The organism is Vibrio phycocola (assembly GCF_053850235.1).
Map to the genome: position 1 here is coordinate 311,044 of NZ_JBSQDJ010000002.1, position 22,810 is coordinate 333,853.

General features: G+C 41.1%; 19 protein-coding genes. 8 read left to right on the plus strand and 11 right to left on the minus strand.

Translation table 11 applies throughout. The features are described 5' to 3' along the window. Positions 1-152 precede the first annotated feature (152 nt). Complete coding sequence (locus ACWU4D_RS04730) at positions 153-1,175, plus strand: polyamine ABC transporter substrate-binding protein (protein WP_456050243.1); 1,023 nt, start codon at positions 153-155, stop codon at positions 1,173-1,175. Between the two features lie 14 nt (positions 1,176-1,189). Next, positions 1,190-4,018, plus strand: a complete 2,829-nt coding sequence (locus tag ACWU4D_RS04735) for a bifunctional diguanylate cyclase/phosphodiesterase (protein ID WP_456050244.1) — start codon at positions 1,190-1,192, stop codon at positions 4,016-4,018. 404 nt (positions 4,019-4,422) lie between these two features. Here the strand turns inward: ACWU4D_RS04735 and ACWU4D_RS04740 are convergent, their stop codons facing one another. Further along, positions 4,423-6,282, minus strand: coding sequence for a methyl-accepting chemotaxis protein (locus ACWU4D_RS04740; RefSeq protein WP_456050245.1), 1,860 nt, complete (start codon positions 6,280-6,282; stop codon positions 4,423-4,425). 332 nt (positions 6,283-6,614) lie between these two features. After that, positions 6,615-7,274, minus strand: coding sequence for a pyridoxamine 5'-phosphate oxidase family protein (locus tag ACWU4D_RS04745; protein ID WP_456050246.1), 660 nt, complete (start codon positions 7,272-7,274; stop codon positions 6,615-6,617). A 126-nt stretch (positions 7,275-7,400) separates the two neighbouring features. On the opposite strand from ACWU4D_RS04745, the gene pdxR reads away from it, so the two are divergent. Next, positions 7,401-8,822: a MocR-like pyridoxine biosynthesis transcription factor PdxR gene (pdxR, locus tag ACWU4D_RS04750; RefSeq protein WP_456050247.1), complete on the plus strand. Its 1,422-nt coding sequence runs from the start codon at positions 7,401-7,403 to the stop codon at positions 8,820-8,822. A 23-nt stretch (positions 8,823-8,845) separates the two neighbouring features. Here the strand turns inward: pdxR and ACWU4D_RS04755 are convergent, their stop codons facing one another. The 6 genes from ACWU4D_RS04755 to ACWU4D_RS04780 all read right to left on the minus strand — a co-directional run bounded on the left by ACWU4D_RS04755 (position 8,846) and on the right by ACWU4D_RS04780 (position 14,841). Beyond that, positions 8,846-10,039 (minus strand): multidrug effflux MFS transporter, encoded by a 1,194-nt coding sequence (locus tag ACWU4D_RS04755; protein WP_456050248.1) that lies wholly within the window; start codon positions 10,037-10,039, stop codon positions 8,846-8,848. A gap of 153 nt (positions 10,040-10,192) precedes the next feature. Further along, positions 10,193-11,335, minus strand: coding sequence for an acetylornithine deacetylase (gene argE / locus ACWU4D_RS04760; RefSeq protein WP_456050249.1), 1,143 nt, complete (start codon positions 11,333-11,335; stop codon positions 10,193-10,195). 13 nt (positions 11,336-11,348) lie between these two features. After that, a complete protein-coding gene (locus ACWU4D_RS04765; protein WP_456050250.1) occupies positions 11,349-12,842 on the minus strand; it encodes a tripartite tricarboxylate transporter permease in 1,494 nt (497 codons plus the stop codon). A 9-nt stretch (positions 12,843-12,851) separates the two neighbouring features. Then, on the minus strand, positions 12,852-13,271 hold the full coding sequence (locus ACWU4D_RS04770; RefSeq protein ID WP_456050251.1) for a tripartite tricarboxylate transporter TctB family protein: 420 nt from the start codon (positions 13,269-13,271) through the stop codon (positions 12,852-12,854). 62 nt (positions 13,272-13,333) lie between these two features. Then, positions 13,334-14,281, minus strand: a complete 948-nt coding sequence (locus tag ACWU4D_RS04775; RefSeq protein WP_456050252.1) for a tripartite tricarboxylate transporter substrate binding protein — start codon at positions 14,279-14,281, stop codon at positions 13,334-13,336. A 62-nt stretch (positions 14,282-14,343) separates the two neighbouring features. Next, complete coding sequence (locus tag ACWU4D_RS04780) at positions 14,344-14,841, minus strand: MarR family winged helix-turn-helix transcriptional regulator (protein WP_456050253.1); 498 nt, start codon at positions 14,839-14,841, stop codon at positions 14,344-14,346. Between the two features lie 607 nt (positions 14,842-15,448). Here ACWU4D_RS04780 and hisC point away from each other — a divergent pair. Together hisC and ACWU4D_RS04790 are read left to right on the plus strand one after the other, a co-directional pair. Next, the gene (hisC, locus tag ACWU4D_RS04785; protein ID WP_456050254.1) at positions 15,449-16,525 is read left to right on the plus strand and encodes a histidinol-phosphate transaminase; all 1,077 of its coding nucleotides are present in this window, start codon (positions 15,449-15,451) and stop codon (positions 16,523-16,525) included. After that, positions 16,522-17,505, plus strand: a complete 984-nt coding sequence (locus tag ACWU4D_RS04790) for an NAD(P)-dependent oxidoreductase (protein ID WP_456050255.1) — start codon at positions 16,522-16,524, stop codon at positions 17,503-17,505. The genes hisC and ACWU4D_RS04790 overlap by 4 nt, the downstream gene beginning before the upstream one ends. A 110-nt stretch (positions 17,506-17,615) precedes the next feature. Here the strand turns inward: ACWU4D_RS04790 and ACWU4D_RS04795 are convergent, their stop codons facing one another. From ACWU4D_RS04795 to ACWU4D_RS04805, 3 genes are read right to left on the minus strand one after another with little or no spacing between them, the layout of a single operon-like run. After that, complete coding sequence (locus ACWU4D_RS04795) at positions 17,616-17,966, minus strand: hypothetical protein (protein ID WP_456050256.1); 351 nt, start codon at positions 17,964-17,966, stop codon at positions 17,616-17,618. Between the two features lie 30 nt (positions 17,967-17,996). Further along, on the minus strand, positions 17,997-18,653 hold the full coding sequence (locus tag ACWU4D_RS04800; protein ID WP_456050257.1) for an RES family NAD+ phosphorylase: 657 nt from the start codon (positions 18,651-18,653) through the stop codon (positions 17,997-17,999). A 5-nt stretch (positions 18,654-18,658) separates the two neighbouring features. After that, a complete protein-coding gene (locus ACWU4D_RS04805; RefSeq protein WP_456050258.1) occupies positions 18,659-19,060 on the minus strand; it encodes an MbcA/ParS/Xre antitoxin family protein in 402 nt (133 codons plus the stop codon). Between the two features lie 207 nt (positions 19,061-19,267). Here ACWU4D_RS04805 and ACWU4D_RS04810 point away from each other — a divergent pair, with 207 nt between their 5' ends. The 3 genes from ACWU4D_RS04810 (at position 19,268) to ACWU4D_RS04820 (ending at position 22,709) form a co-directional block, all read left to right on the plus strand. Next, positions 19,268-20,011 (plus strand): DUF4931 domain-containing protein, encoded by a 744-nt coding sequence (locus ACWU4D_RS04810; RefSeq protein WP_456050259.1) that lies wholly within the window; start codon positions 19,268-19,270, stop codon positions 20,009-20,011. Positions 20,012-21,075: 1,064 nt separating this feature from the next. Further along, positions 21,076-22,086, plus strand: coding sequence for a phosphoribosyltransferase-like protein (locus tag ACWU4D_RS04815; RefSeq protein WP_456050260.1), 1,011 nt, complete (start codon positions 21,076-21,078; stop codon positions 22,084-22,086). Positions 22,087-22,088: 2 nt separating this feature from the next. Then, positions 22,089-22,709: an NADAR family protein gene (locus tag ACWU4D_RS04820; protein ID WP_456050261.1), complete on the plus strand. Its 621-nt coding sequence runs from the start codon at positions 22,089-22,091 to the stop codon at positions 22,707-22,709. The last annotated feature ends 101 nt before the right edge of the window (positions 22,710-22,810 follow it).

Sequence of the window (22,810 nt, forward strand, 5' to 3'; positions counted from 1 at the left end):
AAAACCAGATGCAAATGCCTTGTATTTAAAGGCTTTCAGCTCACTAATCCATGAAATTAATAGGGTTTCAACTTCGCGAAATCTCGATTTATAACTTAAAATAAAGTAACGGTATTACGTTGAAGTGCGTACTTTCGCTGGGGGATATAAAATTGAGAATCTATTTAGGATGTTTGCTTGCTTTAACCTGTTTTCAGGCGAAATCGGATAACGTGCGGATTTATACGTGGGAAGAGTATCTTTCCGAAGATGTTATTGAGTTATTCGAAGAACAAACGGGCCATAGCATTACTCAAATCTACTTTGAAAATGAACAACTTAGAGATGAAGTCATCACCACCGACCGAGCGTTAGCGTATGATTTGTTCATTATGGATGGGTATACTCTTAACGCGTATAGCGCGGCTGGAATGGCAAAAAACCTCAGCTCTGTCTCGATTCCCAATTTAAAACACATTAACCAAATTGCGTCATCGGTCTGTGGCGATTGGGGAGTCCCTTACTCTTGGGGAACGATGGGGATTGGTTATCGAGAAAGTTTGATAACGCAACCAGTCACTTCTTGGTCTCAGGTGTTCTCTTTATCTAAAAAAGGAACCAACATTGTTATCCCATCTGATGATTTAGATACGGTGGGCTTTGCGCTACTGAGTCTTGGTTTAAACCCTATGACCAATGATGAGAATGAATTACGACAAGCATATAAGTTACTGGCTAATAGCAAAAAAGACATCTTAGCGTTTCGCTCAGCAGTAGGATACTCATTAGAAATGATGGCGACGTCATCGATGGAGATGGCGGTGATGTATAGCGGCGAAACGTATACGATCCGTGAGGCAACAGGTCAGGACGATTGGCACTATGTCGTTCCACAAGAAGGCACGTTAATGTGGTATGAGTGTTTCGCCGTACCTTCTGAAAAACCGTTGAGTGATGCAACCATTGCGTTTCTTAACTTTATCAATGAGCCGAAAATTGCCGCGATGAATGCGGAAGATCTTTGGATAGCAACGGCGAATGAATCTGCCTTGAATTTTGTTAGTGATGAATATTTAAACGATCGCGAGCTCTTTCCCGAAACGGAAGTCCTTGATCGAAGTTTCCAATACACACGTTTAGATCAAGTTTCTTCTAAAACGAGAGCTAGAATGATATCTGCTTTGAATAATAAATAATTACTGGAAAAAGCATGAAGCTATCGCGCAGAATCACGTACATATTATTACCCGTAATATTCGCTATTTTTTCAGTGGCGGGGATGTATGCCTATTCTAATCAAAAGAACCTGATTATCAGCACTGTCGCGGATAAATTGAAATATACCGGGCAACACACGATTAGTGATATCCATAAAAATGTTGAAGAGTTATTGAGCCTCACTGAAGTGTTTCTTAATAGCGCAGAACTCACTCGGTATCTTAATCGTGATGTTTCTGATGGCAGTGCGATGATTTCAGAAAATCATCTTATTCGGTATTTAGGCCGTTTTCATCTTTCGTATGGGCAGTTTAGAAAAGTGAGCTTATTGGATGAAAGCAATAGGTTTATTTTTCATTTCGATGCCAATGATCCTTTTTCGAGTCCTGAGTTGGATAACGACTTGATGGAACATCAGTCTGTTATTACAAAACAATTAAAAGCAGCAGGTTCTACTTATCTTGATACGACTTCATATCTCATAAGAAAAGGCGAAGGTAATACTTTGAAGTTGATTGTCTTTCGTACTTTTTCTCCACAACATCTTATCGCAGACAATACATTTTCAGGGAGTATGAAGTTTGCCACAGCGATTACGGAAACGACATTGGATGTGGTTGCCCGCTACCAAGATCCGATGCGAATCAGTTTCCACGAAGGTATTCACATCACAATAGACCCTGTTTCTAGAGTCATGGTTCTGCCTAATACATTGCAATTAAATGAAGTACGAGAGAAGGAATCCGTTCTAACGGTACGCTCGAAAAGTGAATTGGCTATGTTAGAAATATCTCTTCCAGCAAGTTATTTAAAAGATCTTTTAAGGCCTTACTGGAACAATATAATCAGCCTTATTTTTAGTGTCAGTATACTGACTTTTTTAATCCTAAAGTTCTTGATTCAAAAACAGATTATCTCGCCGGTTGTACGATTAACCAAGCAAGTAGCGAATGCTCGAACAGGTGATGATTCTCAGCTAAAAAAAATTGATCGGCAAGATGAAATAGCCTTATTGAATAATAACTATGTGCTTCTCTTCGATGAGTTAAATAAGTTGGCCAAAGTTGATAGTTTAACCGGACTATCGAATCGAGTTTTATTCAGTTCCGCTTTAAAGCGAACAGTGAGCCGTAGTATTCGGCATGAATTGCAATGTGCGCTACTTTATATTGATTTAGATAATTTTAAATATGTGAATGATCATTATGGCCATCATGTCGGCGATGATTTATTGCAAGCCTTTGCTCAGAGCCTGATTGATATTTTTGCACAAATTCATCATTTAGGGCTGGTCGACAGTGATTATGAGATTGCTCGATTAGCAGGTGATGAATTCGCCGTACTTATCAGTAACGTCCCCAATAGTGATGCGGTTGCTATGGTTGCGAGAAAAACAACGGATTTATGTTCGCATGGTTTTAAAGTCAAAGACCAATATTTTGATATTAACGTTAGTATTGGTATCGCAATGTGTCCGAGTGATTCGATGTTGCCAGATGAATTACTCAAACATGCAGATTCGGCGATGTACCAAGTCAAAAACAGTGGCAAAAATGGATATCAATTTTATTCGAAAGCACTGGAGAATCAAATAAATCAACATGCGCGAATTGAAGAGGAAATTAAGAAAGCACTCGAAGGTGACAACTTTTATTTGGTCTGGATGCCTATATATGATTGCCGAAGCGGCAAAATAACCGGAGCAGAAGCACTACTGAGATGTGACTCTGTCTGTTTGAAAGCGGCGGGTCCAAGTGAGTTTATTCCTATTGCCGAAACAACGGGTTTGATCAAAGCTATCGACTATTGGGTGATTGAATCGGCCATTATTAAACTTAAAGAATTGATAGATAACTATGAATTTTCTGGCGTATTGTCGGTTAACTTTTCAGCGTGGCAACTGAAAAATCAACACTTCGCGTATCATGTCGCACTGCTTATCGATAATTACCAAGTGCCGGCAGAACAGATCGAGTTAGAGATTACCGAAACGTGTCTGATAGCCGATGATATTCTCGCCAATACCATCTTAAAAGAATTGAAAGCTGTTGGAGTACGGCTGTCTCTAGATGACTTTGGTACGGGTTATACAGCCTTCAATCAGCTTGCCGAATACACCGTCGATATTCTTAAAGTAGACCGATCATTTATTAGTTCGATTTTTGAAACTAAAAATGTAAGCAGTAAACCCTTAATTGATATTATTGTTGAACTTGCCTCTTTGTATTCGCTCGATGTTGTTGCTGAGGGCATCGAAACCAAAGAACAATTAGAATACGTGAGAAAGCTAGGGTGTGATCGGGCACAGGGTTTCTATCTATCAAAACCTATTTCCTGGGAGGCGTTTACTCTTCTTATTGAAAATGACTTAGAGAGCGCGAAATTTAGGTTGGAAAGTTACGATAACGATCACCAACTAGAATTTAAGTGTGTAACCGGCAGTGTTAAAGTCATTATCTCAACCGAAGTCGTGACATTACTATACAAGGGAATCATTGACTATGAGTTGCTAGACTTTGTTATGCAATCTTTATCGCCATTCATGGACCGCTTGAGCGAACGTAAATGGGGTATTATTACGGTGGCCGACGATGAATATGAATTGTCGGCAGAGACACGTGATAAGCTCGCCGAGCTTGTACAGTACTGTTATGACCATGGCTGTGTTGATGGGGCGTATGTCATGACGAAACCGAAGATCATTGAACAGATTGAGTCATTCAGACGAAGCTTGAATTTAAGCGGTGATTTTAATGATAAAAACTTTGCCTCACAAGCAAAAGCCGCTGAGTATATTAAGCAAGCCATTAAAAATAGTTGAACATGAAAAGTGAGCCATGCCCACGTTAATTGCGGTAACGGTAGTGATGGACGGCTATTTGAGCGCATTTTTCAACCGCTTTATAATGACTCGTGGCACAGGTTACTGAATGAAGAAGGCGCAGAACTGATCCAACGTGTATTGCACTGAAATTCCTTATTGTAGCCATACATGTTCATTGTTTGTATTAGGTGATGCCTTCACATCTCATCGGTGCAGTTGAAACAAGAATGAAAGTTCTGAGTATCGCGTATTTATTGCCAGCGATGCTCATGTCATGTATAGAAATGGGAAAGGTAAGGTAAGTTTCTAAGGCGTGGTTATATAGCTTGTAGGTTGAATTCTTTAACTAAAAATGAACAAGGAAACACATAGCGTGTTTCCTTGTTCTGTTTAGACTTTAATTAAACAATAAATCGATTAAGAATTTCGTTTTGCTTGATCGATCTTTCACTCTGTTGAGCCATTATGTTGTTGGTTTCATTCGCACTCGACGAGACCTCTTCTGATAGCTCTTTTATCTTAGTTGTGTTGGCGTTTATCTCTTCAGCCACCAAGCTTTGCTCTTCTGCCGCCGACGCGATCTGGATGTTCATATCGGCAATTTGCTGGATTGTATCTCTTATTTTAGTTAAAGATTCATCGGCTTCTCGCGCCTTATTGACTGAATCGTTTGCGGTTTCTTTGCTGCTGGACATGGCATGTGCGACGGTTTTTGCCCCTGATTGAAGTTGTTCAATCATCTCTTTAATTTCGGTTGTTGAAACTTGAGTTCTTTGCGCTAACGTTCGTACTTCATCGGCAACCACTGCGAATCCTCGGCCGTGATCTCCCGCCCTCGCAGCTTCAATTGCAGCATTTAATGCAAGCAAGTTTGTCTGATCGGCGATCTCATTGATGACCTGTAACACAGACTCAATGCTATTGGTCGCGTTTTCAAGTGTTTCGATTTGAGCCACCGCGTCGTCGATACTCGATGCTAAGTTATTAATTGAATTTCGAGTGTAAGAAACAACATGCACACCTTCTTGAGATGCATCATCCGCTTCTTTTACTAAGCTCGCGGCACTTTGTGCATTACCAGCGACATCTGAAGACGTCGCCGCCATTTCATTCATAGCGGTAGCCAGTTGTTCTAGTTCCGCCACCTGATTATTAAGCGCGTGGGTTGAGCTTGTTGAGCGTTGTGAAGCTTGATTTGCACCATCAAGTATATTATCTGCAATACTGCGAAGCTCTGTTACTTCCCCTTGAAGGTTTTCAGTGAAGGTATTAAATCCGCCAGCAAGTTCTGCGAACTCAGTATCTGTTTTTGTGCTCAACCTTTTGGTTAAATCGCCCTGGCCAGAAGAGATATCCTGAATGGCAGTATTTAATAATCTTATTGGATTCATTAGCTTACCAACTAAGAATAGGAAAATCACAATACTGATGATCAATGCGAGTACCGACATTATGATGGCATCTGTTTTTGTATCATTGATTGCTTTAAATGCGATGGTGTGATTGAGCACAGAACTGACATACCAGTCTTCGTTTGGTATTTGGAAGAAGTTAAATCCAAATTCAACACCATCAATAAATTTAATCTGCAACTGTTGAGCAACTTTGATATCTGGGTGGTTAGTACTGAGCTTTTTGCCGTCCATTTCTTTATCTGGATGGACGACAATGGTACCTGATGAAGTGACCAATTGAATGTACCCAGCGCCAAACATATTGACTCTGTTGGTTAATTCCGCAAGTCGTACAAGGTCGATATTAAAATTTAGTGCACCGATAAAGGTCCCTTCAGTCCACAGAGGTGTCACAATAGATACGGCCACTTGCTGGGTCATTGGATCGGTATAGGGGTCGGTAACAAATAAATCTTGGTTGGTCTTCGCTTTTTGATACCAACCAATGTTGTTCACACTTGTTTCTGTACCGCCATTACTAACACGAAGTTTTCCGGTGGATTCTAGGGAAACCCCCGTTTGCACGAAGGCGGTTTTTACAACCTGCGAATCTAATAGCTCTTGGATTGAATCAATAGAGCTGCCTTCGTTACTAACACGTTCAGCAATGAATTTAGCGAGCTGTTTCTTACCTTCCAATTCGCCGACAATACTATTTGTTACGTTGCCAATAATGTCATCGAGGCTTTGATCGATAGTAGAAAACAGGTTTGATTTCACTGTCATGTATTGCCTAACTGATAGTGTGCCGACTGTAATCATTATCAATACAGCGACAACAAGTGTTAGCTTATGGGCAAATTTCATTCGGAAAACCTTTCCAATAATTAATAGTTAAATCAATTATTGCAGAAAATATCGCAATTGCGAGAAACGGTCTGCAAAACAATCTCATTAAAGAGAGTAAGTGGATATTGATCACATTTAGCTTGCTATTTTCCATTGAAAAGTGGTTTTCATTGAAGAGCTGAATGCTTCAATTTATTTTATTATCTTTGGTGTATATCTTTCATGGAAAAATAAAAAGTCTTTGATTATAAAGACTTTTTTTGTTTTTCTTTTTTGAGCGGCATCTTCGTATAAACAGTCTACCTACCCGGCTTTCTCTCGTTACTTGAAAATAGAAACACCTAATTAATTTACTGCTCGTGCCAGCGCGTACCATACGCGGCACTATAGTCTGGCACTGCGATATCATTACTTAGGTCATCAACGGATTGTAACGGGCCAACCTTGGTTTGGTAGGGGAGATAGCCCGCCCAAACTGGAAGTGTTAAATCGTCCACATCATCGTTGACTTGTCCGTTACTTACTTTTACCGATGCTTCCGTGAGAGGAAGGCGTAATAGCATGGTGGCAGCGAGTTCTTTGTCACTGCCGAGTCGCACATCTTGTGTTCTTCCTGGCGCAATATGTTCAACAAATTGATTGAGAATCGTATCTTTGCTTTGTTTATCGCTCACTTCTTCGAACGCACCAAAAACCACAGCAGAGCGATAGTGAGCGCTATGATGCATCGCCGAGCGTGCTAACACCCAACCGTCAAAAAGTGTGAATGTCAGACATGTTTGCACTCCGGCTTTTAGTTTGCGCAGTAGGCGGCTGTTGTTTGCACCATGAATGTAGACGAAATCATCGACCCGCCATGCCAGCATAGGAATGACAACAGGACCAGACTCTTCGACTATGGCGATATGCGCTATCAAACTTTCATCAATGATCTTATAAAGAGTTTCTTTTTCAAAGACCGCTTTATGACTGCCTTTTTTAACTTCTGTTCTCTTTGAATTGGATAGCATGATTTCTCGAATTCCTATTTACTGTGGTTATTGATAGATGTTATTGACAAGAGCTTGTGAGTGGTAATATAAAGTTGAACTGGTACATTTTTTAGAGCCAGTTTTAACTAAAGGATGGATCCGGTTATGCAGCAAATAGACATTGGCGATTTGACGCTTGTTGATGGTAAAGGCTCAAGGCAGGAAAGGCTCTTTCATGCGATTCGTGAGAAAATCGTATTCAGTCTGTGGCGTAAAGGTGGAAAACTGCCCTCAACACGAAAGCTGGCGCAAGAATTACACATTAGCCGAAATACCGTGATTGGGGCTTATGAACAGTTGGTTGCCGAAGGGTATATCGAGAGTCACCAAGGTTCCGGTTTTTATGTCGCGATAGAGCTTCCCGAGCAATATTTGCCTGTGAACATTGAGCAACGTTCTAAGCCAAAACCGAACACAACATTGCCGGTTAACAGCCCATTTGCAGCAGGCGTACCTGATTTTGCTCAGTTTCCCTTGAGTAAATGGAATAAACTTATTCAACGACATTCCTCTCGTCTCTCTCTGCTTGGAAATCAGGATATTCAAGGCAGCATTGAGCTAAGATCGGCACTGACCGATTACCTTGCGACCAGTCGTTCGGTTCAGTGTAGCGCCGACCGAATTATTATTACCAGTGGGGCTCAGCAAGCCTTAACCATCGCATTGATGGCGACGCTTACACAGTCGGATCCGATTTTGATGGAGCAACCGGGTTATTCTCAAATGCGCAAAATCATCGATTTACTCGGGCTAGAATATCGAACAGTTCAGGTTAAACCCTATTCTGGAGTTGAGCTTAGCGAAATATTATCCAGCGATGCCAAAGCACTCTACATTACTCCAAGCAACCAGTATCCCATGGGAACCACACTCAACACGGAACAACGATTAAAGTTGATCGAGTGGGCAGCAGAGCAAGAGAGCTGGATTATTGAAGATGATTACGACAGTGAATTTCAGTTTGCTCACCGCCCATACACCAGCCTACAGGGACTGGCTGAACAGACTGGGGTGACGGATCGGATAATGTATGTGGGCTCTTTCAGCAAAGTGATGTTCAATGGATTACGGACCGGTTATTTGGTTGTTCCACACTCGTTAGTGCCTAAGTGTCTGGCGATCAAAGATGCCTTGAGCGGAGATTCTCCGACTCATACGCAGTCAGCCTTAGCCGATTTTATCGTTGAAGGGGACTTACTTCGTCATATTAGAAAGATGCGTCTGTTATATAAAACCAAACACCAACGGATGATTGATGCAATTGAGCGCCATTTTGGTTCTGATGTAGAAGTCATTAGTCAGGCGGCTGGGCTGCATATTACTTTGAGCTGGGTGGACGGTATCGATGAGGCGATCTGGAGTCAACGAGCGTTGGATGCCGGTATTCGCACGCGACCACTCCAATTTTATGAAAAGCCCAACAACATAGAAAGAGAGTGGCAGGGGATAATACTCGGCTATGGCAATACGGCGCTTGAAGAGATAGACAGCAAGATAGAACAGCTAGCTGAGTTATTTTATGCGTAGGCCTTCTTATTCAGTTTTAACATTTATTCAGCGTAACGATACTTAAATCGTATAGCTACAATGCTGAGTACAGGGATGATTGATAACAGCCCAATCATCGATGTCATGGGGATCGCACTAGCGTTATATAGCAATCCCACAACATAGCCACATAAAGACCCTAATGCAGCCTGACAACATCCTATCCAAGCGGCAGCAGCACCCGCTTTTTTAGGGAAAGGCATAATGGCCAATGACATCGCCGTTGGCATCACGATTCCATTACCCAACGCGTAGATGAACATGGGACCAACGATTGTTGCAACTGATACCACTCCTAGCCATGGCAATACGGCCATTATAATACCACCAAGGGCGAGTATTTTCGCGCCATACAAAACGGTAGATGCACTGCCGAAATGACTATTAAGTCTAGCGGCAATGATACTGCCTAATAACATACCAAAAGCACTGACGCTAAATAACAAACCATAAGCCGTTACGGGTACCGCTAGCAATTCAATCAGAACAAAACTTGAAGCAGAGGTGTAAGTTAAAACACCTGCGATAGAACAACACACGGCTAACGAATATCCTACAAACGAAGGCTCTTTCATTAAGGCGGCATAATTTCCAACTAAATGCTTTATTCGTATCGCGTCTGGGTTAAGGTTTTTATTTGACTCTTTATAACCGAATATTGTCCATAAAATTAACAAAGCACCGAATAGTGACAGAATATAAAACAAACTCCGCCAACCAAACTCCACTCCAACAAAGCCACCAATCATTGGAGCCAATAAAGGGGCCATTGAAAAGCCTGTCGTCATATAAGACATGACTTTGCCCATTTCCTCAGGAGGGTAAACATCTTTAACAATCACGCGACTGATCAGAACGCCTGCACAACCGCCTAACGATTGCACAAATCTTGCGCCAATCAGAAACGTAACATCTGTTGCTAAGGCACAAACCAAAGAGGCGACAACAAAAACGCTATAACATACCAATAATATGGCTTTACGGCCGAAGCGATCAGACAATGGTCCGACAATCAATTGAGCGCCAGCAAAGCCTATTAAATAAAGCGTTACCGTTTGCTGAATCAAAGAGGCGCTAGTTGAAAGGTCATCCGCCATACTTGGTAATAGGGCCAAATAGAAATTAATCGCTAATGGCCCAGAAATACTCAGAATTAATAAAAATCCTAAAAATGCCACTGAGTGACGACTGTTCATATATATCCTTTTGGAAGATAAGCACTTTTCAATATGAGTACGTGTTAACAAAGTGGCGACCGATTAGTCAACTGTTGAGTCTATGGAGTAATGCTAACGTTCACCTAACTATGTTCCGCTTGAAAAGGGAGATTGCTTTAATTCAGCGTTAAGTTACCTTTGTAAGTCGACCAGTTTATTCAAACAGTCGTCAATCTGCTTCATTTGGTCAATTTCAATAAACTCGTTGGGTTGGTGTGCTTGATTAATACTTCCTGGACCAAGAACAATGGTTGGGAACCCTGCTTGTTGAAAGTGTCCAGCTTCGGTACCAAAACCAACTGCGCCTAGTGTTTTAGGACCAAGTAACTCTTCACAAAGCTTTACCGCCTCGCTGTCTGGTTCTGGTTTAAAGGCGGGAATGCTGCCTTCAACAACGACATTAGCTGAGCATTCAGGCGCATGCTTTTTCATACGGCCTTCCACCTCGGCAACGATATGTTTAAAGCAACCCAAATGCATATCAACGGTTTGCGAAGGCATAAAGCGAGTAGACAAGGTCATTTCACAGTCTTGTGCTATGATGTTTGGTGCCACTCCACCAGAAATTAACCCGGTATTGATAACGGTATAGTTTGGGCTTAGAGCACTTTGAGGATCACAATTTGCTTTTTGTGTATCCGCATATTCAGAAAGCCCCTGTAATACTTTACCTGCATAATGAATTGCACTCACTCCAAGGCTTGGATCGCTAGAGTGACCGACTTTACCTGTTAAGCTAATCTTGCTGCGAAATGCTCCTTTATGCTGATTTATGGGGCGCATTTCAGTGGGTTCTCCTACGATGACAGCTCGAAGGGGCGGGACAATATCGACGATATCATTAATTAAACGTGGCACCCCAAGACAGCCAATCTCTTCATCGTACGACAAAGCGAGATACAGAGGCTTAGACAATTTTTCGGAATTGGCCTTGATTAATGCGACAAGTGCGGCGGCGATAAAGCCTTTCATATCGCAACTGCCACGTCCATAAAGGCGACTGCCTCGTTCAGTTAATGTGAACGGGTCAGAGTCCCAAACTTGCCCAGTTACAGGAACGACATCGGTGTGGCCACTAAGAATAATCCCCCCTTCCACTTGAGGACCGATCATTGCAAAGATGTTCTGCTTTGTGCCCTCATCATTTGACGTTAGGCGATAAGGAATATCATGTTGATCCAGTAGATCTGTCACCCATGAAACCAGTGCCAAATTAGATTGACTGCTGACGGTATCAAATGCGATAAGCTTGCGCAAAATTTCGATGCTGTTCAATTAAATATCCTCATTAGGTGTTCTTTTTACGTATATTGAGCCAGTAAATAACAAAGATGGACATTGCAAATAATACTAGTGCTACAGGGTGATGGATTAGGCGAAGCGGGTCACCTCGTAAAATAGTGGCAGATTGACCTAGCGAGAGCTCAAACCGTGGTGCCAAAAAGAAAGCGATAATAAAGACAACTACTGGGTAATTTAACGCCGTCATAATAAGCCCAAGTCCAGCGAAGAGAAACATGACATAGATACCAAACATGCTACCCGTAGAGAGGTAAACCCCAGCTACGCAGAGCACGAGAGCGGCGGAAAACACCAAAGATTCAGGAGCCGAAATGAGTTTTGACCAAACGCGTAAGCCAAAGAATCCGATGATAAAGTTACATATATTGGCCATCAGCATCGCACCGAACAGACCGTAAATAAGCTGCCCCTGTGATTCAAACAACAATGGTCCCGGCTGAATACCTTGAATAAGAAACGCACCAATTAACATCGCCGATGAGGCTGAACCAGGTAATCCTAGAGTCAGTAACGGGATCATATCAGCGCCGGCAACAGAGCTATTCGCACTCTCTGTCGCCGCAATGCCACGGATTTCACCAGTGCCAAATTTCTCGGGATTTTTCGATGATTGTTTTGTCGCTGAATAGCTCATAAACGCTGCCGCTGTCGAGCCCATTCCTGGCACCGCGCCAATGCCTGTGCCAATAAGTGCCCCGCGCAGCAGCACAAACTTACAACTCAAATATTCTTTCAGGCTAATATTTTTATCTTCATTTGGTTGTATTTTTGGGAAATACACCGCAGGACGAATTTCTCCAGTCATTGAAACCAAACGTCGTATGATTTCAGCCACAGCCAGTGTACCAATCGCAATCGCAGGTAGCGGAAATCCATCATAAAGGTCGTAAAAACCGAACAGAAATCGTGGAGTCGAATGTTCGGGGTCTAATCCAACTGTTGCCACTAAAAGCCCAAGTGCAGTTGCAATAATGCCTCGTGTAACAGAACTCCCAATCAAACCAGAAATCAGCGAGAATGCAAAAACCATCAATGCAAAGACCTCTACTGGCCCCATTTGCAAGGCAACAATGGCTAATGGAGCAGCGATGGTGATGAGTACGATGTCGCTAAAACTGTCTCCAGTAACAGAAGAATACAACGCCATTTTCAACGCCTTTAACGGTTTACCTCTTTTAGTCAGAGGGTATCCATCAATTGCGGTTGCCGCTGCATCTGGTGTTCCGGGAGTGTTGATTAAAATAGCGGGTATCGCACCGCCGACAAGCCCACCTTTGTTTATTCCTATTAAAAGACCAATCGCCGGTAAAGGGTTTAAAACAAACGTAAACGGTACGGCAATGGCCATTGTCATCACGGGTCCAATACCAGGCATAGCGCCCACAAACTGACCGATAATTACACCCGAGACTACGTACAACAGATTGGTTAGCGTGAAAGCATCGGCAAACCCAGCGAGAATCGTAGATAAATCAACCATGATGAACTCCTAAGGTAAATACCGATTTAGTACCTGCTCTACAAGTAGCCAAACACCAATAGGGATTACGAAAGCACCTAAGAACAACCAATGTAACCTTCGTTCACCAATCAACAACATGACACCAAGCGCTAATAGGGGGGCCCCAAATTCAAATCCAAAATGCCCCATTATTGAGATGGATGTAATCACATAGGCGACACAGGCAATTGTGCGAAGACACAAGGTTGGATTAAAGTTGATGGTCGCTTTGTTTGAAATAAACTGAAAAACGGCCGTAACAATGATGATCCAAATAGCAATCGTTGGGACCGTTGTGGGAACAATACGAGCATTCTCAATGTGGTCGACTTGTCCTGGCATGATGACAAAATAGAAAAAGATCATCCCAAGAATAAGTATGCCTGTTTGCAATCGTTCTAATGACATTTAACACTACCTCCGGAAAAGTGATACGACTGCGCAATTAAACACAGCCGTATGGTTCTACTCTATTTCATCAACAAGCTTTTCGTATCTGTTAAATTGTTTTTTAGGCTTGCTTCTGTTCCGTCTGGGCCAAGGTTGTGAGTGCTTGTTTTCATTGTATTTTCAACCAGATTTACCACTGATTCTGATTTTAGTGCTGTGTCAAAAGCCGATGCGAGGGCAGTTTTAGCTTCCGTAGATAGTCCCTTAGGTGTTGTAAGGTAGAAATATGGATTCAGAGAATAGTTAAAACCTTGTTCAATCAACGTTGAGGTTTCAGGAGAATAATTTTGGCGAGTGTCTGTTACCACGGCGAGCATTTTCAAGTCACCTGAATTGATGTATTCAATATGTGCACCAGCACCAAAGCCAGCTTGTAATTGTCCACCTAGTAGGCCTTGAATTTGCTCTGCGCCACTTTTATGGCTAACGGTTTCCATGCCGGCATTTGTATCAGAATTGATAGCATTGATGATCATGCGCTGAGGGCCACCATCAAAACCCACTAAATATCCGCCATTGGCTTTTGATTGCTCTACAAATTCAGCGAAAGTGTTATAAGGAGCATCGGTTGGAGCAATAATGGCCAAAGGTGCAACTGCAATCGTCCCTAGATAATCGAAGCTATCAAGGTTAAATGGCAAACTCTCTCCTCGAGTTGCAATATTCATTAGTGTGGCCAGTGTTACACCGAGACCGATATTGGTGCCGTCTGGATCGTCGTGTGCCAAGCCAGATAGCATTGCAACACCACCGCCACCAGGTTTGTTTTGAACAATTACGTTCCAGCCTTCGTTTTCCTCAATGGCAGTTGCAATGGCTCGACCCATCACATCTGTTGCCCCACCAGGGCCAAAGCCAATTTTTAATGTAATTGGACCATTAGGTTCCCAATCACTGGCCATTGTGGTGGTCGAAATCAAAAGTGATGTGGTTAGAACCACGTTCTTTATAAAACGATTAATTTTCATCTTGTATTCCTTCATTTCTTTAGATGGCTAATGGGCACTGCCTTGTGCCAAAATCACGACTTTTAATTATCTGAGTATTTTTCCGTTACAATATCAGCGACTCTTGCGCTCAAACGAACGAATGTTTCAAGCTCCGAGTCAGTGAGCGAGTCAGTTAATTCTTGATGGAAGTTGTCGACCAAAGGGCTAAGTTGTTGATAATAAGACTTACCCTCGGTAGTAATAGAGAAACGCCAACTGCGTTTGTCTTCTTTAGATCGTTGTAGTGATACAAAACCTTTCTTCTCTAAATCAGTGAGCGCTCGACTCATTTGACCTTGATCGATATTGGCAAATTTAACTAACTCTTTTTGAGAGGAACTGTCTATTTCTGACAGTCCTCGTAGAGCTCGCCAGCTGGCAAGATTTAAACTGGAATTTTCTTTGATAACCCGTTCAAGTTCTACCAACAATAGACTCGATAATTTACGAGAAACATGCGCAACGATGCTGCTTCCCGATGTGTAACCTTCGCCAATCGATGGGGTCTCTTGCAGAATGTGTTTGGTGGATTCGTTCATAAGTAGCTTCGCATAAGTACATGACTAGACATATAATGTTATGACATTCTTGCGAAACTCATGCCAAAATATTAAATTAGTTTAAAAACAAATAGTTAATGATAATTCTCAATCCAAACCTTCGAGAAGTTACTCACAAATTAGTAGATTTTGATGCAAATAGAGCAACTTTGGTGCACCGTTAATCAAATAATCTTACGCTCAAAGTCCTCCATTAATGCGAGGGAGTAGCATGCGAACACCATCGGAAATATTTCATGTCTCTATACCGTCTTCTACCTGTTTATCGTGGCTTTAATTACATTTTTCTCCGGCCAAATCTGTTTTAGTCCACTAATAAGTTTATAGCCGTTTATCGCCCCAAGAAAGATCAAACGCACCAAAGCAACACGGGTATCGTATTTACATCAATAATAAATCATTGATATTTATCACTTATTTAAATTGGCACGATTTTTCCATCTTCCATTGAAAATATATGTTTAGACATACAAAGTAAAATGAAAGAAAACCGAATTATTCGTATTGTTGTTAAAGACTCGATGATAAATCTGATCTAATAAAAAACGGACTGTGAAGCAGCCACAAAATAAAGGGACAAGTCAGTATGATTTCAAATAAAACCAACCGTGCTTTTAGTAAAGTTCGTCCGTATATACCGGGTGCCAATATTGAAGAAATGCAAGACGAATATGGTATCGATACGCTAATTAAATTGGCATCAAATGAAAATCCATTGGGCGTTTCTCCAAAGGGAATAGAAGCATTAAACGCAGCCTCAATTTCAGTTAATATTTATCCAGATCCGAGTGCGATATCGTTACGAAAAGCCATTGCTTGCAAACTCGGAATATCGATGGAGCAGCTTATCGTTTCGAATGGAGCTAGTGGGGTTTTAAGGCTGGTAACAGAAATCCTGATCGAAGAGGGTGACGAAGTGATCTACAGCAAGCCAACGTTTCCTGCCTATTACAATAATACCGTTAGGCATGGTGGTGTCCCTGTTGAAGTTCCGTTGGCGGATGGCTACAAATATAATTTAGATGGGATGCTCGAAGCGATAAGCGACAAAACTAAATTAATGATTATCTGTAACCCCAATAATCCAACGGGAACGATTTTGTCCTATCAGGAGATCGCTACATTTTTAGCTCAGGTTCCTGATGATATTTTGGTCATTGTTGACGAAGCCTATATTGAATTTGTAGAAAATAGAGATCAAGCAGATTCACTCCAAGGCCTAAATAAGCATCCTAATCTTATGATTGTCCGAACATTTTCTAAAATCTATGGTCTTGCTGGGTTGCGTATTGGTTACGGTATTGCTTCAGAAGAGATCATCGACGTACTTAACAAGGCTCATCAAACATTTGTGACCAGTTCACCTGCTTTAGCTGCGGCTGAGGCTGCAATTGATGATGATGCTTTTTTAGAAACAGTAAAAAGTAACAACCAAATTGGAAAAGAATATCTATTTGAAGAATTTACCAAGATGGGATTTGATGTTGTTCCCTCGGAGGCCAATTTCCTTTTCGTCGATATGAAAATGGACACTAAATATATTTACGAAGAGTTGCTAAAAAGTGGCTGCATTATAAGACCTATGGGTAAATTTGTGCGTGTTACGATTGGCACCGAAAGTGAAAATAGAACGTTAATCACGGCACTAAAGGGGTTGAAATGAAAATCCTTTTTTATAGTGTATTTAAAAACCAAGTCGCCGGCGTGGAAAGTGTTTCAGCTGAACGCGGTGTTGATGTCGTTATCGTGAATCAACCTCTTAGTATGGAGAATGTACACCTTGCTAAAGGATACGAAGCAATATCATGTGCCGGAAAATGTACGCTGAACAGGGAAGTGTTAACTCAGTTAAAAGCAATTGGAGTTAAACATATTTCAACGAAAGCCATCGGGTATGAAAATTTGGATCTTGAGGCTTGTCAGGAACTAGGCCTTAAGTTTAGTAATTCTTCTTATTCTCCTCATTCGGTTGGCGAATTTACAATAATGTCGATTTTAACTTGTTTAAGAAAGTTGTCGTATTCTCAAAGTAAGTTAAGAAAAAAGGACTTTACCTTGTTGGGTTTGCAGGGAAGAGAGTTACATAATCAAACTATCGGCGTAATTGGCACTGGCAGAATTGGGCAGAGCGTGATCAAAGGGCTTTCCGGATTTGGCTGTAGAATCATTGCTCATGATATCTATGAAAACAAAGAGATAAACACGAAGGTGGAATACCTGCCACTGGAAGAGGTATTCAAACAGTCTGACGTGATAACGTTGCATGCTCCATTGCTTGAATCAAGTTACCATTTACTTGATGAACACGCGTTTCAATTAATGAAAGAGGATGTATGCATTGTTAATAATGCGCGAGGAGAATTAATTGATACTGAGGCATTAATTAGCGCACTGAAAAGTGGAAAAGTTTCCGCTGCTGCATTGGATGTTGTAGAGGGTGAACAGGACTACTATAGGTATGATTTTAGTGACAAAGAGATCACAAATAAAAATCTCAATACTTTGTTAAGTATGGATAATGTTCAAATTACCACTCATCATTCCTTTAATACGCGACAAGCGGAATACGATATGGTGAATTCGGCAATTAAGTCACTGCAAGAATTTAAAACAGAAGGGTATGCTACAAATGAAATTTGTTAGTATCTAGCGGAAACTAGAGCTCGATGACAATCTTCAGGTCGATAAATTGAGCTCTTAACCCCATCACTTCACGCTTTTAATAGACAAGAATAAATGAACATCGTGCCCGATTAAAACACCATTACGTGGTCACATTTATACTGACCATCGATGTTCACTAATACCATTTCGGCGACAAACTCACCTTTGGCTTTAGTGAAATACTGCTTCCAAATAATGGCTGCTGAGTCTGGTCGTTTAAATACTGCGACTACCTCTCGCTGGGAAAAGTAACCTTTCTCCGACTGGTAATGCTCACACACCATTTGGAGATGTTCCGCTGTGACAATGGCTTTCAAACGATCTGTAAAGTCGACGACGTGCTTTTGATGATCAATCTCGGTCGATGCTTGCATTAGGTTATCCATGATTGGATTTGCAATTGATAAAATCTTCTCATCTGACATCTGTTCGAAACTCATACTTTCTCCAAGTCTTTTACACGGGTAAGGTTAGTTAATCTTACTCACTTTATTGACCTCGGAGATTTTTTCCCCGTCCCAAATCATTTCCAGTAAGTAACTTTGCACAATATCAGTAACGGGCTTAGGCGTTAATAATGCCCAGCAAATACCATGGTTTGACCTAACTGATGGGTATTGGATGCATTGTACTTTGCTGGTCTTTAGTTCACGAGCCAGTTGTTGCGACGCAGCGTAAAAGTCGGGGTCTAAGATAGAGGTATCGGAGTCCTGAACAATATGCACTGATTCTGGCTCAGACTCAATTCGCAAGCCACGAAACAAAAATCGGTCATATTTTAGCCCTACCACACCAGACCAATATTGCTGTTGGTGGTGCCTTACTTCTACAACGGCGGTTTCGTCATTGGAAGCAAAATAGAGCGCGCCAAACAGACCATCATTAAAGCGACCACCGACGGGATTAATGTGCGTAAATGGTGCAACGGCATAGCTTCGATTGCGTTTACAGTGAAACGGAATCTCTTGTTTATCGATGAGAGAAATATCTCCAACTTGGTCTTTGAGACGCGGATTTGTGATTGCTTGGATGGCATAAAGCGCGTCAAACTCTTCTTTGTCGGCAACATCGTCGAAAATGGCGATGGCAGGGTATTGCGTATTGATCAGCCGGAATCCCTTTATCACTTTCGTTATCCCCACAATCCGCCTCTTAGAGCATCGACTCTTTTCGCCACCTCATACAAATCCCCAAACTTGCCAGAGCAAATAATCTCTAGGGGTGTTTTACCGGCAAAGTAATCGTTGTGATTTTCCATACTCATAAAGCCACTGACGTTCGCTGGGTTGCTAAATACAATCCGAAGCCCTTGATGTATGTTGAGAATATAGCTGATGCGTTCCAACTGATCGTCGGTTAGATTAGCGGTGTCAGGCGATGATTTAAATTTATGATACGAAGACTTTGATACCTTTAGAATTGTTTGTGCTTGCTGAGCGGAGCAGCCCCATTTAGAAAGGATATTATCGGCGGCTTTGAAGCCAGCAATAGACATGGTTTTATGGTCAATTTGGCTGTCGTTCGCTAATTTCATAATAAATCCTCATGAGGAGTATTTGTTAATAATATTCCCTATAGAGACTATTGTAAAGATTAGGTGTGCGCCGGGATGGCGTTAATGGCCTGAAGTCATATGTGATATGAGCAGTGGGTTAGGTCGCTGAACGCACTATTGAACAAATCGCTATTAATATCCATATGAAAAACTTAGAATAATTATAATTGATAGATAGGAATAGTTATGATCAACAAGCACCTTCATTTTCGTAGCGACATCGGTAGAAAGAAGTTTGAACATCAAAAAGGCGAGGTTAACTGCCCATTTTGCAGCCGAGATCAGCTCGCGACGATTATTGATACCGCTGGCTCGATCCTATTGGTTGAGAACAAGTTTCCGACTATCGAGCACACCTATCAAACGGTATTGATTGAGACCGATCAATGTGGGGAAGATATCTCAAGCTACAGTGCGAGCCATATGCATAAGCTGATCACCTTTGGCATTAATCATTGGTTTAGCATGTTAGAGAACGACCGATTTGCTTCCGTCTTATTTTACAAGAATCATGGGCCACTCTCTGGCGGCAGTGTCGATCACGCTCATATGCAAATTGTGGGGTTACAAGATGTGGATTACCAACAGTTAATCTGTGAAGAGAGTTTTGATGGCGTTGAGATATACAGAGAGGGTAACTGCGTTGTGAATATGTCGACCAAGCCCAACGCGAGCGCGGCAGAATTCAATGTTATTACCGATCAACGCAATGATCGTTTTCTTGCGACTCATATCCAAAAACTGGTTCGCTATGTCACCAGCTATTGCAACAGTTATAACTTGTTCTTTTATCAGTGGAATGGGGGTATCGTCTGTAAAGTGGTACCGAGATACGTCACCTCTCCATTTTTGATCGGATTTTCTATCTCCCAAGTGACCAACAGTGTTGAGCAGGTGGTAGAGAAGGTGAAAAGTGGCTATTACAAGTAACCGCCGTTTTCTCTTCACCTTTGTTTGTGCTTTTAGTATTAAATTTGGCAAGTTAAGTTGATTAAGTATCTACTTTCACATCGATTCGTTGCGTTCATCAGTGTTGTGAGTAGCAATCAGTAATACTCTGGCTACGTTACTTTTCGTATGTTGGTTCCTCATCTTTGATAAGACAAATAGAGTAACCTTTAAATTTCTTATTGAGGATTAATTTAATGCACCATATAGAAATAGGCACACCTGCAGCATAACCGGCGATTGATCCCACTGTAGCCCCAAGTTCAGGCATCCCCATAACCCCAACTACTGCCCCACTGATAAAGCCAAAAATCACCCCAGCTAAAATTCCATATAGAGTCGCTCTCCAATAAAAGCTCCATCATATTGTTAGGGAGTTACCCCATGTAGCTTCAATTTTTTCCATTATTTACCCAACCTTAAGTTGTATAAAAATTGATCTTAAAGTCTTACGCCAAAATCAAGGTAACTAAATTGATGAGCTATTTTTCGGTCATCTGGAATTTTGGTTAAGAATTTAGTCCATATAAAAAGGTTTGTTCATTTGATTTTGTATTCGCTTAATGGTTAACAAACTAACACAGCCATATAAAAACAAAAGCATATGAATTTGAAGACCACTACTCATCTCACACAAAACCCAGTTGCAGTGGCTTTCCACATTTATAATGTCTGTTTTATTCGCAAAAAATCTGTCTAATTAACTGATAATTAATAGTTTTATCAATTTAATTATTGGAGGGATAGAGGTTGGGTTTTTATTCTTAATCGCTCAGTTAACGGTAGTTTAAGCTTGTGACAACTTGAGATCTAACACATATTTGGACAAAAGTGAGTCAGTTACTTTACTAATTTAGTAAAGTACGGGTAACTTCAAGTATAAAAATTCACGAAACTCTGTTTCTATAATTGCTGATACGGCTCATCAAATTAAAGTTTTCCCTTTTGGACAGACTATTTCATCGATGTGTGACTTATATCTATGCGCTGTATTATGTTAGGTGTTACTTATTCATTACGCACTTAGTACAGTATGAGGTAATAAAATGGACCAAACTCAGCTTTGTGAGGCTATTTCTAAAATAATTCTGGGTTATGCTGGTAATCGATATGGAATTTATGATACAGCACACGTTAATCGTTGGATTGTACAGTTTGACGAGAATGAGCGCCAATTAGTTCTAGAAGAGACGCTTCACATACTGCAAAACCATTACATCACAAGAGAGAGATTTACTGAGCTTGTATCCACTGTAATTGACTTTGATAAGATCCATGGCGGAAACCCTCGTCAATTCTGGGGAAATGCGTCACTTTTACAAATCCAACTCCATGGAAGTAGCCAAAATGAGCTCAACGAAATCTTTTCTAACGCCCTACAAACTAAGTATCAAGTAGGCGATATTATCAACAATCGGTCATTAAATTATTTTTATATTGATGACTTTATCTTCTCTGGAAACCGACTTTACAATGATATAAGTCAATGGGTTCAACAAGAGAACCCTGAGAACTGCAAACTGAACATCATGACTATCGGTTACTATTCTGCAGGGCAATACTCAACGCAATGCAAATTAAATGAACTATTTGGAGAGAGGAATATTAAGCTGAAATTCTATCGTTACGACGAATGTATCCTTGAAAATCGCCTTAGATACAGAAACTCTTCCGAAAGGTTCTGGCCAACAGCAAACGTACTAGATGACGCTACTGTTCAAGCTTATGTGGCACAAAAAGACCCAAACTTTACTTATAGAGAAGTTGTCCCCCATAAAAACAAAGTGTTCTCTTCTGATAGACGCGAGCAATACGAAAAAATCATGTTAAAATATGGCATTAGGATTGTAGGCCTACCAAGAACTAATAGCGCTGTAGTTAAGCCTCTAGGGTATGATACTTATCGGACTTTTGGTTTTGGCTCAGCTGTATTTACATTCAGAAACTGTCCAAATAACAATCCATTAGCGTTCTGGTGGGGTGATCCTGAAGCCCCCGCACATCATCCATTCAGCCAATGGTATCCTTTATTGCAAAGAACCACGTATAGAGAGTAGTAATGGCAAAAGAGCTAAAGCAGTATGACATCAAAAATGCAGCTGCTTTTAAAAAGACAACAGAACAGTGGGGAGAGCTATCAAATATGTGCGCTGGCTTCCCTGTTGTTGTCAATAACGTTCCTATTAAAAGTGTTGAAGCGTTATATCAAGCATGTAGGTTCCCCTATCATCCTGATATACAAGAAAAAATCTTAGTACAAAGTAGTCCTATGACAGCAAAAATGGTAAGTAAACCTCACCTAGACAAAACTAGGAGAGACTGGGACGAAGTTAGGATTCTAGTTATGAAGTGGGTGCTCAGAGTCAAGCTAGCTCAAAACATGGAGCGTTTTTCTAACGTTTTGAAAGAAACTCAAGACAATCCAATTGTTGAGCTATCTAACAAAGATGACTTTTGGGGAGCTAAACCGATTGGTGATGAAGTTTATGTTGGAGTCAATGCTTTGGGACGTCTATTAATGGAGCTAAGACAGCAACTATTTACTTACGGTGAAGAAACGTTTCTATCTGTAGCGCCTTTGAAAATCAATGATTTCCTTTTGTATGGCACCCCAATTGACTTTGTATACTCATCTCAAACATATAACCAAGACAAAACGCAAATAGACCTTTTTGACTGAGTTCGCACTCGAGGAATAAAATAAATCTGGAGAGTCAGGTCTTTCTTTTTGCCTCGATTAGTTTAAGTATCGCAAATATTGATATTCAAGAACTAGTTTTT